Origin of the sequence: Micromonospora sp. NPDC007230, assembly GCF_042869115.1 — a bacterium.
Lineage (GTDB): Bacteria > Actinomycetota > Actinomycetes > Mycobacteriales > Micromonosporaceae > Micromonospora.
Map to the genome: position 1 here is coordinate 197,212 of NZ_JBIAFE010000011.1, position 13,471 is coordinate 210,682.

The 13,471-nt window shown below is 72.0% G+C and carries 19 protein-coding genes; 8 read left to right on the top strand and 11 right to left on the bottom strand.

Annotated features, from left to right (window positions below; genetic code table 11):
• Positions 1-15 precede the first annotated feature (15 nt).
• Both ACFYML_RS18040 and ACFYML_RS18045 read right to left on the bottom strand, forming a co-directional pair.
• The gene (locus ACFYML_RS18040) at positions 16-1,785 is read right to left on the bottom strand and encodes a proline--tRNA ligase (RefSeq protein ID WP_387421666.1); all 1,770 of its coding nucleotides are present in this window, start codon (positions 1,783-1,785) and stop codon (positions 16-18) included.
• Between the two features lie 130 nt (positions 1,786-1,915).
• Entirely contained in the window at positions 1,916-2,272 is a 357-nt protein-coding gene (locus ACFYML_RS18045) for a hypothetical protein (protein ID WP_387421667.1), read from the bottom strand.
• A gap of 67 nt (positions 2,273-2,339) precedes the next feature.
• Between ACFYML_RS18045 and ACFYML_RS18050 the strand changes: the two genes are divergently transcribed.
• On the top strand, positions 2,340-3,107 hold the full coding sequence (locus ACFYML_RS18050) for a methyltransferase domain-containing protein (RefSeq protein ID WP_387421668.1): 768 nt from the start codon (positions 2,340-2,342) through the stop codon (positions 3,105-3,107).
• A 198-nt stretch (positions 3,108-3,305) separates the two neighbouring features.
• Here the strand turns inward: ACFYML_RS18050 and ACFYML_RS18055 are convergent, their stop codons facing one another.
• Both ACFYML_RS18055 and ACFYML_RS18060 read right to left on the bottom strand, forming a co-directional pair.
• Complete coding sequence (locus ACFYML_RS18055) at positions 3,306-3,488, bottom strand: DUF397 domain-containing protein (RefSeq protein ID WP_387421669.1); 183 nt, start codon at positions 3,486-3,488, stop codon at positions 3,306-3,308.
• Positions 3,479-4,282: a helix-turn-helix domain-containing protein gene (locus tag ACFYML_RS18060; RefSeq protein WP_387421670.1), complete on the bottom strand. Its 804-nt coding sequence runs from the start codon at positions 4,280-4,282 to the stop codon at positions 3,479-3,481. Before ACFYML_RS18060 ends, ACFYML_RS18055 begins: the two co-directional genes overlap by 10 nt.
• 220 nt (positions 4,283-4,502) lie before the next feature.
• Here ACFYML_RS18060 and ACFYML_RS18065 point away from each other — a divergent pair, with 220 nt between their 5' ends.
• Together ACFYML_RS18065 and ACFYML_RS18070 are read left to right on the top strand one after the other, a co-directional pair.
• Positions 4,503-4,694: a hypothetical protein gene (locus tag ACFYML_RS18065; protein WP_387421671.1), complete on the top strand. Its 192-nt coding sequence runs from the start codon at positions 4,503-4,505 to the stop codon at positions 4,692-4,694.
• Positions 4,695-4,714: 20 nt separating this feature from the next.
• Positions 4,715-5,053, top strand: coding sequence for a hypothetical protein (locus ACFYML_RS18070; protein ID WP_387421730.1), 339 nt, complete (start codon positions 4,715-4,717; stop codon positions 5,051-5,053).
• A gap of 22 nt (positions 5,054-5,075) precedes the next feature.
• Here ACFYML_RS18070 and amaP read toward each other — a convergent pair whose 3' ends face one another.
• The 6 genes from amaP to ACFYML_RS18100 form a co-directional block, all read right to left on the bottom strand.
• Complete coding sequence (amaP, locus tag ACFYML_RS18075; protein WP_387421672.1) at positions 5,076-5,660, bottom strand: alkaline shock response membrane anchor protein AmaP; 585 nt, start codon at positions 5,658-5,660, stop codon at positions 5,076-5,078.
• The gene (locus ACFYML_RS18080) at positions 5,657-6,196 is read right to left on the bottom strand and encodes a DUF6286 domain-containing protein (RefSeq protein ID WP_387421673.1); all 540 of its coding nucleotides are present in this window, start codon (positions 6,194-6,196) and stop codon (positions 5,657-5,659) included. Before ACFYML_RS18080 ends, amaP begins: the two co-directional genes overlap by 4 nt.
• A gap of 12 nt (positions 6,197-6,208) precedes the next feature.
• Positions 6,209-6,634, bottom strand: coding sequence for an Asp23/Gls24 family envelope stress response protein (locus ACFYML_RS18085; RefSeq protein ID WP_387421675.1), 426 nt, complete (start codon positions 6,632-6,634; stop codon positions 6,209-6,211).
• On the bottom strand, positions 6,631-6,810 hold the full coding sequence (locus ACFYML_RS18090) for a hypothetical protein (protein ID WP_357434458.1): 180 nt from the start codon (positions 6,808-6,810) through the stop codon (positions 6,631-6,633). Before ACFYML_RS18090 ends, ACFYML_RS18085 begins: the two co-directional genes overlap by 4 nt.
• Positions 6,811-6,920: 110 nt before the next feature.
• Positions 6,921-7,280 carry a hypothetical protein gene (locus ACFYML_RS18095; RefSeq protein WP_387421676.1) on the bottom strand — a complete coding sequence of 120 codons (360 nt, stop codon included), beginning with the start codon at positions 7,278-7,280 and terminating at the stop codon, positions 6,921-6,923.
• Positions 7,277-7,750 carry an Asp23/Gls24 family envelope stress response protein gene (locus ACFYML_RS18100; RefSeq protein WP_387421677.1) on the bottom strand — a complete coding sequence of 158 codons (474 nt, stop codon included), beginning with the start codon at positions 7,748-7,750 and terminating at the stop codon, positions 7,277-7,279. The genes ACFYML_RS18095 and ACFYML_RS18100 overlap by 4 nt, the downstream gene beginning before the upstream one ends.
• Positions 7,751-8,005: 255 nt before the next feature.
• Between ACFYML_RS18100 and ACFYML_RS18105 the strand changes: the two genes are divergently transcribed.
• Positions 8,006-8,536 carry a SigE family RNA polymerase sigma factor gene (locus ACFYML_RS18105; protein ID WP_387421678.1) on the top strand — a complete coding sequence of 177 codons (531 nt, stop codon included), beginning with the start codon at positions 8,006-8,008 and terminating at the stop codon, positions 8,534-8,536.
• Positions 8,533-9,291 carry a hypothetical protein gene (locus ACFYML_RS18110; protein WP_387421679.1) on the top strand — a complete coding sequence of 253 codons (759 nt, stop codon included), beginning with the start codon at positions 8,533-8,535 and terminating at the stop codon, positions 9,289-9,291. Before ACFYML_RS18105 ends, ACFYML_RS18110 begins: the two co-directional genes overlap by 4 nt.
• Before the next feature lie 91 nt (positions 9,292-9,382).
• Here ACFYML_RS18110 and ACFYML_RS18115 read toward each other — a convergent pair whose 3' ends face one another.
• A complete protein-coding gene (locus ACFYML_RS18115; protein ID WP_387421680.1) occupies positions 9,383-10,912 on the bottom strand; it encodes a hypothetical protein in 1,530 nt (509 codons plus the stop codon).
• A gap of 230 nt (positions 10,913-11,142) precedes the next feature.
• Here ACFYML_RS18115 and ACFYML_RS18120 point away from each other — a divergent pair, with 230 nt between their 5' ends.
• The 3 genes from ACFYML_RS18120 (at position 11,143) to ACFYML_RS18130 (ending at position 13,358) form a co-directional block, all read left to right on the top strand.
• The gene (locus ACFYML_RS18120) at positions 11,143-11,910 is read left to right on the top strand and encodes an SGNH/GDSL hydrolase family protein (protein ID WP_387421681.1); all 768 of its coding nucleotides are present in this window, start codon (positions 11,143-11,145) and stop codon (positions 11,908-11,910) included.
• 3 nt (positions 11,911-11,913) lie between these two features.
• Positions 11,914-12,360, top strand: a complete 447-nt coding sequence (locus tag ACFYML_RS18125) for a hypothetical protein (RefSeq protein ID WP_387421682.1) — start codon at positions 11,914-11,916, stop codon at positions 12,358-12,360.
• A 95-nt stretch (positions 12,361-12,455) separates the two neighbouring features.
• Positions 12,456-13,358 carry a sulfurtransferase gene (locus ACFYML_RS18130; protein ID WP_357434467.1) on the top strand — a complete coding sequence of 301 codons (903 nt, stop codon included), beginning with the start codon at positions 12,456-12,458 and terminating at the stop codon, positions 13,356-13,358.
• The last annotated feature ends 113 nt before the right edge of the window (positions 13,359-13,471 follow it).

Sequence of the window (13,471 nt, forward strand, 5' to 3'; positions counted from 1 at the left end):
CCGGTGGCGCGTCCGCTACACCCGGTCGCGGCGCGTCCCGGGCACCTCGTCGAGCAGGCGCTCGACCAGACCGTCCACCGGCAGTTCCATCCGCTCGCCGGAGGACCGGTCGCGCAGCTCGACGTACCCGTCGGCGAGCCGGCGGCCGACCACCACGGCGCGCGGGATGCCGACCAGCTCGGCGTCGGTGAACTTGACCCCGGCCGAGACGTGCGTGCGGTCGTCGACCAGCACCCGCAGGCCGGCGGCGGAGAGCCGCCCGCCGAGGTCCAGCGCCGCGTCGAGCTGCGGCCCCTTCCCCGCCGCCACCAGGTGTACGTCGCACGGCGCGATCGCCGCCGGCCAGACCAGCCCCCGCTCGTCGTGGTGCTGCTCGGCGACCGCCGCGACCGCCCGCGAGACACCGATGCCGTAGCAGCCCATGGTGGGCCGGACCGGCTTGCCCTCCGGGCCGAGCACGTCGACGGCGAAGGCGTCGGTGTAGCGGCGGCCGAGCTGGAAGATGTGCCCCACCTCGATGCCCCGCCGCATGGTCAGCTCGCCGGTCACGCAGGCCGGGCAGGGGTCACCGGGCCGCACCTCGGCGGCCTCGATCGTGCCGTCCGGGACGAAGTCGCGCCCGCACACCACGTCCACCGCGTGCCGGCCCGGCTCGTTCGCCCCGGTCAGCCAGGCGGTGCCGGCGACCACGCGGGGATCGACCAGGTAGCGGACGCCGTGCTTGGCGAGGATCTGCGGCCCGAGGTAGCCGCGGACCAGCTCGGGATGGTCCGCCCAGTCCTCGAAGACCGCCACCGTGGCCGGGGCGAGCACCGCCGCCACCCGCTTGAGATCCACCTCGCGGTCCCCGGGCAGCCCGATCACCAGCAGCTCAGCCTGCTCGGCGCCCGGCCGGCGGACGGTCAGCACCACGTTCTTCAACGTGTCGGCGGCGGTCCAGTCCGTCCGGCCGCCGAGGGCCCGGGCGTTGGCCAGCTCGACCAGCGCGGCGATGGTCGGCGTCTCCGGGGTGTCGTGCACCTCCATCACCGGGTGCGCATCGGGATCACCGGCGGCCGGCGCGCGGGTCGCAACCGCCTCCGTGTTGGCCGCGTTGTCGCAGGCGGTGCAGCCGACGAAGGTGTCCTCCCCGACCGGGGTAGCGGCCAGGAACTCCTCCGACGCCGAGCCGCCCATCGCCTCGGACATCGCGTGCACGACCGTGAAGTCCAGCCCGAGTCGGTTGAAGATTTTCTCGTAGGCAGCCCGATGCCGCTCGTAGGCTTTCTGCAGCCCGGCTTCGTCCAGGTCGAACGAGTACGCGTCCTTCATCAGGAACTCGCGCCCGCGCAGCAGCCCCGCCCGGGGCCGGGCCTCGTCCCGGAACTTCGTCTGGATCTGGAACAGCGTCACCGGCAAATCGCGGTACGAGGTGAAGAGGTCCTTCACCAGCAGCGCGGCCATCTCCTCGTGGGTCGGGGCGAGCAGGTGCTCGGCGCCCTTCCGGTCGGCGAGGGTGAAGATGTCGTCGCCGTACTCTGTCCACCTTCCGCTGGTCCGGTAGGGCTCGGCCGGCAGCAGCGCCGGGAAGTGCACCTCCTGGTCGCCGATCGCCGCCATCTCCGCCCGGACGATCTCGGTGACCCGGTCCAGCACCAGCTTGCCCAGCGGCAGCCAGGTGTACCCGCCCGGGGCGGCGCGGCGCACGTAGCCGGCGCGGAGCAGGAGGCGGTGGCTCGGCACCTCGGCGTCGGCCGGGTCCTCGCGCAGGGTCCGGAGCAGCAAGGTCGACATGCGCAGCAGCATTGCCGCAGCGTACGGCGGGCCGGCCGAACCGGCGATCCTATTCCGGACGCGTTGCTTGATCGACTCCGGGTCGCCGTTGTGGCGGTATCCGACCGACCGGAATACCGCGACATCGCGTATCTGGAGTGGGTCAGGCGATGAGTTCGGCCAGGTCACGGAGCCGGCGGTAGTACTCGGCCTCCTGGCCGGCGAGCAGTGGCTGGACGAGATCGAGTTGGCGTAGGCAGGACGCCACGGCTGTGCGCCGCCAATCGTCGAGCTGGCCGTTGTTGTCGAGCCAGACGCTGACGCAGCCGGCGATGTCGGCGTCGAGCAGGATCACCTCGACGCCGGCGATGTCCAGGCCGCGTAGCCGGGGCGGAAACGGTGCCCGCAGGTGTGCTTCCCACAGCCGCGCGACCGCCTCGATCCGCTGGTCCGCCGGCAAGCCGGCGTGATCCCCGGCGCGATCCTCCGCCGCCGTCCCTGCGTCCTGCCGTTCACTCACCGGCACATCATGTCGCCTCGCCGGGGGTGACCCCATGCCGGCACGGATGACGCCTACGATCCGGCCCATGCCTGTGACTCCGTCAGTCCATGCCATCAACCAGTACGCGACGACGAGCGGCAATCTCACCGCCCGGATCGCGCTGCACGCCTACGGCACCAACCCGCAGAGCTGGTTCGACTGGCTCGAGGAACGGCTACCGTTGGCGGGCGACGTGCTCGAAGTCGGTGCCGGCACCGGCAAGCTGTGGACCCACGTCGACCACCTCGGCCGGGGGCTCCGGCTGACCCTGGCCGACTTCTCGCCCGCGATGTGTGAGCACTTGCGGAGCGTTCCGGGCGCCCACGTCCAGCAGTGCGACGCCGCCGACCTGCCGTTCCCCGAGGGGAGCTTCGACACCGTGATCGCCAACCACATGCTCTACCACCTGGACGACCCGGCCGCCGCGCTGCGCGAGTTCGCCCGGGTGCTGCGCGCCGGCGGCTGGCTTGCCGTCGCCGTCAACGGCAGCGACCACCTCGACGAACTCAACGCCATCGGCCCGGCCATCGGCCGCCCCGAGCTGGCGCTCGGCGCCGCGCAGAACGACATCACCGCCGAGACCGCACCGGGGTACCTGGCCGACGGGTTCACCGACATCACCGTCGAGCGTTACCCGTGCGACCTTGACATTCCCACCGCCGAGCCCATCCTCGCCTATCTGGACAGCATGGCCGGGGAGCCGCTCCCTGCGGAGCAGCGGTCCGCCGCCCGCGACCTCATCCAGGCCCGCATCAACGCCGAGGGCAGTTTTCGGGTACGCAAACACAGCGTGCTGATCACGGCCACGCGCTGACGAAGCCGGTGGACTTGTGCCGGGCCCGCCTGGCCCTGGCCGCCATTCTCCGGCCGGGACAGCCACCGCTGGTCAGACACTACGAACTTGATGGCGTAGACGATTCAAGCGCTACCGCGGTCGCCCGGTCCGGAGTCGCCCGGCCTTGATCGTCTGCGTCGTCAAGTCTCGTTGGCGGAGTGGAGAGTCGTTGTCGGATCAGGAGCGCTTGACGTGTTCGACGAAGGCGTGCCAGGTCCGGGGGTCGAAGGCGAGGACCGGGCCGGCAGGGTCCTTGCTGTCGCGTACGCCGACGACGCCGGGCACGTTGTCGGCCACCTCGACGCACTCACCGTTGCCGCTGCGGCTGGCCTTGCGCCAGGTAGCGCCGATCAGCTCCATGACGTCATCACTTCCTTCATCAGCTCGATCGACTGCCGGCGAGGCAGCGCCTCGCTGCGGACGCTCTCCCATCTCCCGACCACGATAGCCACGTCCTCGTCCTTGTCGACCGTCGTGCCGCCGAGCTGGTTTTCCAGGTGCGCGACCCATCCGCCGTCGTCACCCCGCGCCAGGGTGAACGGGCCGGCGAGTCCCACGTGCGTGCTGACGTCCGACGGGATGAGGTGCACGCTGATGTGCGGCCGCTCGGTGCACTGGATCAGGTGGGCGATCTGCTGCGTCATCAGCCCCCGGAAGCTCTCGTCGGCTCGGCGGAGCGCGGCCTCCTCGATCACCGCCACGAGCTTGGGCGGCTGCGGCCGGCTGAGCACGGCCTGCCGATCGAGGCGGACAGCCACCCGCCGCTCCACCTCGTCGTCGCTCAGCATGTCGTCGGCCCGGATCACCACGCGTGCGTAGTTCTCCGTCTGCAGCAGACCGGGAATGAGTGTCGGGTGGTAACACCAGAGCTGCTGGGCATCGCGCTCGGCGTCGAGCCAGGGCCGTAGCCAGCTCGGTTGTCCGTCCCGTTCGGCCATTTTGAGCAGCGCCAGCAACAGGCCGCCGGTGTCCAGCACCTCGTCAGCGCGCTTGAGGAAGAACCGGTCGAGCGGCCGTTGCCCCAGCTCGACGGCGGACACCTGCGAACCCGAGAAGTGCACAAGCTTCCCGAACTCCTCCTGGCTCAGCTCGGCCTTCAACCGCAGCCGCCGGAGTTGTGCCCGGATCAGCTCTGCGGTCGGTGCACTCTCCACGCGTCCTCCACGATTTCCCGGCGACCTCTGCGGTGCTTCCGTCCATTCGCGACAGCCGACCTGACCCTGCCCGGACCGGCCTCGACGGCTTCCGAGCGTAGTGCCGTCCTCAGCAGACTGTCACGCGGCGAGCCGTCTCCCGTCCGGCCCGCTGCGGGGCCGCCCTTGGATCCCCCCGATGCCGGGGCGGCCCCGCCCCGTACCGAAAGAGGAGGTCGGAATGCCCAACCCGCTCCGCTGGTTCCGGTGCCGAGACACCGTGCCCCTGCCGGCGCTGCCCCGCCGGGTGAAAGGCGCCAACCTGCCGGACTGGATGCGCGAGCCGACCCGGGTCATCCCGACCATGCGGCCGGGCAGCCCCGGCCGGCTGACCCGGGCCCAGGAGTGGCGGGCCAACGGTGGTCACTGGTGACCGGCAAATGGCGGGACCGCATGCTTCCGGTGCCGCGCCTTGGGCCGTACCCCGATCGGCCTCGCGCCTACCCGCCCGGCCATCCGCCGCACCTGCCGATCCGCCCACTGTGGTTGTGCCGGGCCTGCGGGCAGCCGTGGCCCTGCGCCCAGGCCCGCCTGCTGCTCCGCGCCGAGTACGACGACCACCCCGTGGACCTGGCCATCTACCTGTCCGGGCTCTATCACGAGGCCACCCACGACCTGTTCCGGCTCAACCCGCAGGACGGCCCGACCCCACGCGAACTCTTCGAGCGGTTCGTCGCCTGGGGTCCGTACCGGAGACCGCTGGTCGAGCCACCCGCGTCGCCAAACTCTTAGGCGCGGCCCACCGGCTCTCAGGTCATGCGAGGCCCACTCGAGTGCGTCGGCGGGTGCGTTGGGTGAGATCGAGGGTGACGGGCAGGTCGGGTCTGCCGAGGGCGTAGCGGATGCGGGGCAGCACGAGGGCTTCGAGCCGCTCGCGCAGCGCGGCGATGTCGGCGTCGGGATCGGCCGTGACGGTCAGCGCGAGGCGGGGAGTGTACGGGCTCCCCGAGAGCCTGGTGTCGACCTCGTCCACGCCCGGGCAGTCCTCGACCTCCGCTTTCACGGCGTCGGCGAGCGCACCGGAGTCGAGGACCGTCCGTCCGCTGTCGCCATTGGTGCTGATGTTGATGCGCCGCTGGCTGGGTTCGGTGGTGACGACGGCGGCGAGCCAGCGCAGGCCGAGCAACGCGACGATCGCGGCTGCCACGCCCGCCACCGGCCAGAACCAGCCGCCGTGGGCACCGACGAAGCGCGTGGCCGGGTTGTCGAGCAGGTGCCGCCGGCTGAAGCCCCGGCCGTACACGTCGGCACCGGCGAGGAGGATCGCGACACCGGCGGCGAGCAGCACCAACGCGAGCAGGGTGAGCACGATCCGGTTGAGGCGATCGGCGCGAATCACTGCAGCTCCTCCTTGCTGATCCGCACGGACAGGGTCGGTGCCGGGTCCAGGCGCAGGGCGTCGAGGCGGTGCTGGGCGGCCGAGGCCACCGCGCCGTTCAGGTAGTCCCCGGTGGGTGCCGCCCCGTCGAGCACCTCGGCGTGAACGCGCACGAGGTGCCGGCCGACCGTGACGTGGGCGTCGTGGACGCCCTCCACCTCGATGGCCGCGTCCCGCAGCGTCCGGGCCAGGCCGCGCCGGGTGATGGCGGCGTCGGTGGCGGGATCGATGGGCTGCAGGCGCAGCCGGTGGGGCCGGCGGGGTTTGAGCTGCGCGGCGAGCAGCAGCAGCCCGATGACGGCGAGGCCCACACCGACCAGCCGTACGATCCCGCTGCCCCAGGTGGTGCCGGACGCCCAGCGGTAGAGGCCGGGCCAGTTCAGCACAATCGCCTTCGCCCCGACCGCGTAGGCGACGATCTCGATCAACACGAGTACGGCGCCGAGGGTCAGCGCCAGGCTCAACAGGAACGCGAGCAGACGGTTGGTGATTCTCACCGGGGCCCCGATTCAGTGCACCCGGCTGGCGGGGGTCCGGTCGGTGACCAGGTCGGTGACGGTGATCCCCACCTCCTGGACCCGCAGCCCGGTCAGGTCCGACACGCGGGCCCGGACGCGGTCGCGGACCCGGGCGGTGACCTCCGGGATGGATGCCGGCCAGCGGACGCTGATGGACAACTCGATGCGGGTCACCGATCCCTCGATGGCCGCGGACGCCGTCGGGGCAGCGCCCTGGTCGGCACGGCGGATGCCGAAGCGACCCACGCCGGGCAGGGACCGCCCGAGCACGCGCGGCCGCGCGCTGCCCGCCTCGGCGACCTCCCGTGCCGCCTGCGCGGCGATCTTCTCCACCACCCGGTCGTGGATGTGCAGCCAGCCCAGATCACCGTGTGCCGGTGCCGACCCGCCGGCCGGGGCGTCGGTCACCGCGGTCACCGGCTGGTCCGCCGGCCCTGGACGTACGCGCCGAGGTCGACCTCGCCGGCGAAGAACTTCGACACCCCGTAGCCGATCGCCGCGAACAGCGCGACGATCAGCATCTGACCGAAGCTGCCGAATGCCAGGGCGAAACCCAACGCCAGGCCGACGACGGACCCTGTCAACTTGGTCATGCGGTCGTCTCCTCAAATCATGCTGTATCGACTGTGAAGCGATGAGCGCCGTCCGGCGGATCGCACGGGCGCGACAGGCGGGCAGGCGGATCCTCACCGGTGTGTACAGGTCACGGACCGACGAGGTTCGTACCCCCACCGCGGCTCCCGTCCGCCTCGGCCGGCGGGTCCTCCAGATCTGCGACAACCACGTCGACCCGACGACCGGCCGACAGCGGTGCCACCGCCGCCCGGACCTGGCGGGCCAGCGTTCCGGCGGTGACCCCCCACCGGCTCCGGACCTGGACCACCACGGCGTCGGCGTCGACGGCCACCCCCTCGACCCGACGACCGGGCAGGTAGGTGGCCCGGCCCCCCACCCAACCCGCGGTAAGGCCAACCACATCCGGGCAGGAGCAGGCCGCGGCCGCCACGGCATCCACGTCGACGCCGTCGACCATCGCGTCACGCCGGTCAGGCGTGGCGGTCATGACACCCGCGGCTGCTGCTGTTGACCCTGCCGTTGGCCATCGGCCTCGGGCAGGTGCACGTCGTCGACGCTGATGTTGACCTCGACGACGTTCAGGCCGGTCATCCGCTCGACGGCCGTCTTCACGTTGCGCTGGATGTTCCGGCCCAGATCGGCGATGCTGACCCCGTACTCGACGATGACGTCGAGGTCGACCGCGGCCTCGGTCTCGCCGACCTCGACGCCGACCCCCTGGGACACGTTCGGCCCGCTGCTGCCCGGAATGCGCTCCCGGATGGCCGTGAACGCGCGGGTGCCGGCGTTGCCCATGGCATGGACGCCGGCCACCTCCCGGCACGCCATCCCGGCGACCTTCTGTACGACGTTCTCGGCAATCATGATCTTGCCGTCTTCGTTGGTGAGCTTGTTCTGGCGGGCTGACTGGTTGCCACCAGTGCGTCCAGCCTGCTCGGTCCTGGTTTCCTGACTCATGGGGCGTGCACTCCTCCGGCTGCTCGGCGTCCGGCCGCATTCAGGCGCTTTATAAGAGTGGGAGCTCGGCGGAAATTTGTTGGCCTTTCGCCCGGCACCTCCACCTTTCGGGGCAACGTCGTCTTCCCGATCACGCCAGGCGCTCCGGCCACCACGCCAAGGTTTCTTCACCCGCGATGGCAACCGTGCCTGTTCAAAGTGGCGTCTGGGGAGGCGTCACGATGGTGCAACGCCTCACCCCAAGGATCGGCTCGTGTGGACCCTCTCCTGAGTGAGTTCGACTCGTTCGTGCGAACCCGCACCCCCGCACTACTGCGGTCGGCGTACCTGCTGACCGGGGACCAGCACCTGGCGGAAGACCTCGTCCAGTCCGCCCTGGCCCGCACCCACCGCTCGTGGAGCCGGCTGCATGACAGCGGCAACGCCGAGGCGTACACCCGCAAGACCATGTACCACCTGCAGGTTTCCTGGTGGCGGCGGCGCCGGGTGGCCGAGTCGATGCCGGGCGACCTGCCCGAGCCGCGCGGAGGCGATTCGGCCCCCGACCACGCCCACCAGGCCACCCTCCGGCTCACCCTCCGGGCCGCGCTGGCGAAGCTCTCCGCCAAGCAGCGGGCCGTGCTGGTCCTGCGGTTCTTCGAGGACCGCACCGAGGCCGAGGCCGCCGACCTGCTCGGCGTCACCGTCGGCACCGTCAAGAGCCAGACCTCGAAGGCCCTGGCCAAGTTGCGCGCCGTCGCCCCGGAACTCGCCGAGCTGTACGTCCTGGAAGGGAGTGCCCGATGAACCACGACCGCCTTCGACTCGACCTGGCCGGCCTGGCCGAGGAGGTCAGCCCGGTCGATCTGCGGGACCGCGCCCTGCGTACCTCGCGCCGGCTCGGCCTCCAGCGGGCCATCGCCACCTCGGCGGCCGCCGTGGTGATGCTTTGCGCCGCCACCGGCACCGCCTTCGCGCTGGTGCCGCGCAACGATGGCCTGGCCCCTGTGCCCGCCGACACCCCGTCGGTGACGGTGCCCGCATCGCCGTCAGGCGAGCCTGCTCCGAGCCCGAGCGCCGGCAGCTCCCCAACGGCGACGCCGTCCAATTCCGTGGCGCCCTCCGACCGGCCGACCTTGGTGCTCGGACCCGACGGCCTCGGCGCCCTCAAGCTGGGCATGTCGAAGAAGGAGGCGGTGGCCACGGGGATGATCAGCAACTTCGGGAATCTCGACCAGCAGGCCTTTCCGGCGTGTCCCGCCCGTGCCGAGGTGACGGGCGACGGGGCCGTGGTCTTGTGGTCAACGCGCCTGGGCGTCGCCACGATCGAGGCGCCGACGGGCGTCAAGACGGCCGAGGGTATCGGCGTCGGCTCCTCCCGTGCGAGCGTTCGTCAGGCGTACCCGAGCTGGCGGGGGATTGACGGGACCCCTCCTCACGACGAGGGCCGTGGGCTCGTCCCGGTGCCCGGCAACCCGGACGCGAGGTATCGGATCGTGGTCCAGAACGGCAAGGTGCAATCCATCACCCTGCAGTTTGCCCGGCAGGACTGCTACGAGTAGCGGTAGCCGGAAGCGGCCCGACTGACGGCCCGACCGTGAGCACCTCCGACCGGACAGCGGGCCGCCCCCACCAGGGCGGCCCGCTCGCCGTTCAGCGCACCTCGGCCTTGAGGTAGGCGGCCCACCCCTTCTCGAACTGCTCGGACGACACGCCGAGGACGTCCCGGGTCACCGCGTCGATCGGCCTGCCGCGGTAGTGCTCGGCCACGAGCTGGAACATCTTCTGCTCCCCGTACCGCTCGACGAGGTAGCCCATGGCCGAGTGGCCCAACCAGTAGTGGTACTCGACCCGGCCCTTCAGGTCCCACGCCGGGCCTCCCGGCAGCGAGGACGGGTAGCCGGTCTGGCGGATCACCGCCCGCGAGCTGGCCGTGCGCTCGCTGGTCAGCCAGGGCTTCCGGCCATGGCCCAGGTATTCCGCGAACCCCTCGACCACCCACCGCTCCCGCTCGCCCACGAGCGACGATCCGGGGGCGCGGCCGGTGAGCCGGCCGACCAGGGCGTGCCCGATCTCATGCCGGAACAGGTTCAGCTGCCGCTCGCGGGTTCCCCTCGTGAAGTGGTATTCGTCGCGGACGTCGACCACCACCCGGGTAGCCCCGACGACGGGGTCGTTCTCGTCGCCGTCGAGCACACCCTCCGGCGGCACCGGGATCGCGACCCCGGACTCGGTGGGGGCCTCCTTCGTGGTCCGATAGAGGGATCCCAACTCGGACCGCCCCTTGACCAGGGAGATGACGAAGCCCGGCGGCGTCTCGCCGGTCACCCCGCCGGCCCGCCAGGCGGCCAGGTCGTCCGCCGCGGCCTGCTCGGCGATCGGGGCGTACCGTTGCGCCTCCGCCCGCAGCGACGCGTCGACGATCAGCAGCGTGTGCCGCGTCCGCTCGACGTGGATGTCCCGCCACTTGTCCCAGGGGGCCGGGTAGTGGGTGACCGCGTCCCGCCTGCGCTCCTCCGGAACGCCCCCGGCCCGGATGACCTTCAGCGGCGCGTCCTGGCCGGCCTGGGCGATCGTCCACTGGTACCACTCCTCGACCGGGCCGAGGTCGAAGCCGTCGAACCGGTGCACGAACGCCACCGTCACGTCGACCTCGTGCCCGCCGCCCACCGGTCGGAACTCGCCCTTGTGGAGGTACGCGAAGCGGACGTCGGCCAGCGGCAGCTTGCTGAGGTTGCGGTAGAGGCTGGTCTGCGCGGCGATCAGGTCCTTGTCGGCCGGGTCGAACGGCGCGACGAACGCCTTCTCGTCCCGCTTGGTGAGCGCCCTGGTGTGCTCGGCCAGCAAGGACTCGATCTTCGCCTGCCGGATCGGGTTGGTGTCGTCGAGCGCGGCAGAGCTGTCGGTCCGCTCGTCGAGATACGACACCAGCCCGACCACCCCGACCGTGGCGCACAGGGCCAGGACCAGCACCCCCGTGCCGAGCCCGATCCACAGGCCGCGCCGGGACCGCCGGGCCGGTGGTGTCGGCGGCGGAGCGTACCCACCCGGTGGCGGGTAGGGCAGCTGCCCGTACGGCCCGGGTGTGCCGGGCGGAGCCGGGTGGGCGGGTGGCCCGGCGGGCGGTGGGGCGTACGGTCCGGGCTGTCCCGGCGGGGGAACGGCAGGCGGTCCCTCGGTCATGGCGTGCGTCCTCGCTCGTGTCCGACGCGTCGGGTCGCCGCCCACTCAGGGGCCGTCCCCGACTGGGGTCGCGCCATTATTTCCGCCCGAGCGTCCGGTTCTCTGCCCCGTGGCACTCACCGGCAGCGTGGGCAGCACCACGTCCGCACGTGGCCGGAGCACCCGTCGACCATCTCCGGTGCCAGAATGGCCGACACCGATGGGAATTCCGGTAGCCGGGGGGACAACAGGTGCGCTGGCGCAGCTTCGTGGCGGTGGGTGACAGCTTCACCGAGGGCATGGACGACGCTTATCCGGACGGGACGTACCGGGGCTGGGCGGACCTCGTCGCCACCCGGCTCGCCGCCGAGGCCGGCCCGGACTTCGGGTACGCCAACCTGGCCATCCGGGGCCGCCTGTTCCCGAACATCGTCGCCGAGCAGGTGCCGGCCGCCCTGGCCATGCAGCCCGACCTGATCAGCTTCGCGGCCGGCGGCAACGACGTGCTGCGCCGGTCCTTCGACGCGGAGTCCTTCGTCCCCCGCTTCGACGCCGTGATCGGCGAGCTGCGGGGCAGCGGCGCCGACGTGGTCCTGTTCCGGTTCGCCGACGTGATGGCCCGGCTCCCCGGGCAGCGGCTCGTGGCGCCCCGGGTGGACCTGCTCAACCGGGTGGTCGGCGAGGTCGCCGAGCGGCACGGCGCCATCCTGGTCGACCTGTACGCCGACGACACCTACCTGAACCCGATGCTGTGGAGCACCGACCGGCTGCACCTGTCGGCGGCCGGGCACCGGCGGGTCGCCGGGCAGGTCCTCGCCGCCCTCGGGGTGGGCTGCGACGAGGAGTGGCTGCTGGTGCCGCCGCACCCCGCGCCGACCCCGTGGCTCGCCGCCCGCGCCGCCGACCTGCGCTGGGCCGGCCAACACCTGGCGCCGTGGATCAAGCGCCGGTTGACCGGCCGCTCCTCCGGCGACTTCGTCACCGCCAAGCGGCCCGTGCTCGGGCCGATTCCCGACTGACCGGTGCGGACGATCCACGCCGCGCCGCTGCTGCGGCTGACCCTGGACGACGAGCCCCGGCCGGATCACGCGGTCCTGGTGTCCGGCGATCGGGTCGAGGCGGTCGCGCCGCTGGCCGAGCTGACGGAGGCGTACCCCGGGGTGCGGGTGCGGCGGTGGGCCGGGACCCTCGGGCCGGCGCTGGTGCACGACGGGCCGCTGCCGCCCGCCCCCACCCCGCGCGAGCGGGTGCACGCCCTGTTCCGCCGCGGCGCCGCCGCGGTGCTCGCCGCGCACGTGGCCGAGCCGGGCCTGCGGGCCGCCGCCGCCCGCAACGACGTCGCGGTGCTCGACGCCGTCCGGCCGCCGGCGCTGGCCCCCGGCGGTCGGGCCGATCTCGCCGTGTTCGCCGACAGCGGCTCCTGCCTGGCCACAGTGGTTGCCGGGCGCATCGTGCATCGCCGCGCCTGACCATCGGTGCGCGCTGTCGTGCGACCCGCCACATCCGTCGTACCCGATGCGCGATGGCCGGTCGTGCCCGGACGATCGGGCGTACCTTGGGGCTCATGCCTGTGCCGAGCGATCCGAATCCCCGCTTCCAGTCGTACGCCGACCCGCAGCGCCTGGTCACCACGGAATGGCTGGCCGAGCACCTGGGCGACGAGGGCCTCGTGGTGGTCGAGTCCGACGAGGACGTGCTCCTCTACGACACGGGACACCTCCCGGGCGCCGTCAAGGTCGACTGGCACACCGAGCTGAACGACCAGGTGACCCGGGACTACCTGGACGCGAAGAGCTTCGCCGAGCTGTGCGCCGCCAAGGGCATCGGTCGGAACGACACGGTGATCTTCTACGGCGACAACTTCAACTGGTGGGCCGCGTACGCCCTCTGGGTGTTCTCCCTCTTCGGCCACCCGGACGTCCGGCTGCTCGACGGCGGCCGGCAGAAGTGGATCGCCGAGGGGCGCGAGCTGACCCGGGAGAAGGTCACCCGGCCGCGCGCCGACTATCCGGTGCCGGAGCGGAACGACGCACCGATCCGGGCGTACCGGGAGCAGGTGATGGCGCACATCGCCGCCGGCCGGCCGCTGGTCGACGTCCGCTCGCCCGGCGAGTACACCGGCGAGATGCTGCACATGCCGGACTACCCGCAGGAGGGCGCGCTGCGCGGCGGGCACATCCCCGGCGCGGTGAACAAGCCGTGGAAATCCGCCGCGAACGACGACGGCACCTTCAAGTCCGCCGAGGAACTGCGCGTCATCTACGCCGACCAGCTCGGGCTGAGCCCGGCCGACGACGTGGTCGCGTACTGCCGGATCGGTGAGCGGTCCAGCCACACCTGGTTCGTGCTGCACCACCTGCTCGGGTACCCGCAGGTCCGCAACTACGACGGGTCCTGGACCGAGTGGGGCAACCTGGTCCGAGCCCCCGTCGTCAAGGGCGATCAGCCCGGCGGCCTCACCGGCTGACCGCCCCGTCCGGCCCGGGGATGACGCTTCCGGGCGGCAATCCGGCGTTGCCCCGCCGTGCCCGCGCGCGGCGGGGCAGGCTGCTAAGCAGCCGTCGGATCGCCAAGGAGGGG

Excerpts from the sequence above, each read along its gene's own strand:
- ACFYML_RS18095 (WP_387421676.1), bottom strand. The coding sequence starts at position 7,280 with ATGACCGCCACGCCTGACCGGCGTGACGCGATGGTCGACGGCGTCGAC.
- ACFYML_RS18055 (WP_387421669.1), bottom strand. The coding sequence starts at position 3,488 with ATGGAGCTGATCGGCGCTACCTGGCGCAAGGCCAGCCGCAGCGGCAAC.
- ACFYML_RS18115 (WP_387421680.1), bottom strand. The coding sequence starts at position 10,912 with ATGACCGAGGGACCGCCTGCCGTTCCCCCGCCGGGACAGCCCGGACCG.
- ACFYML_RS18110 (WP_387421679.1), top strand. The coding sequence starts at position 8,533 with ATGAACCACGACCGCCTTCGACTCGACCTGGCCGGCCTGGCCGAGGAG.
- ACFYML_RS18040 (WP_387421666.1), bottom strand. The coding sequence starts at position 1,785 with ATGCTGCTGCGCATGTCGACCTTGCTGCTCCGGACCCTGCGCGAGGAC.
- ACFYML_RS18090 (WP_357434458.1), bottom strand. The coding sequence starts at position 6,810 with ATGACCAAGTTGACAGGGTCCGTCGTCGGCCTGGCGTTGGGTTTCGCC.
- ACFYML_RS18050 (WP_387421668.1), top strand. The coding sequence starts at position 2,340 with ATGCCTGTGACTCCGTCAGTCCATGCCATCAACCAGTACGCGACGACG.
- ACFYML_RS18130 (WP_357434467.1), top strand. The coding sequence starts at position 12,456 with ATGCCTGTGCCGAGCGATCCGAATCCCCGCTTCCAGTCGTACGCCGAC.
- ACFYML_RS18065 (WP_387421671.1), top strand. The coding sequence starts at position 4,503 with ATGCCCAACCCGCTCCGCTGGTTCCGGTGCCGAGACACCGTGCCCCTG.
- ACFYML_RS18100 (WP_387421677.1), bottom strand. The coding sequence starts at position 7,750 with ATGAGTCAGGAAACCAGGACCGAGCAGGCTGGACGCACTGGTGGCAAC.
- ACFYML_RS18070 (WP_387421730.1), top strand. The coding sequence starts at position 4,715 with ATGCTTCCGGTGCCGCGCCTTGGGCCGTACCCCGATCGGCCTCGCGCC.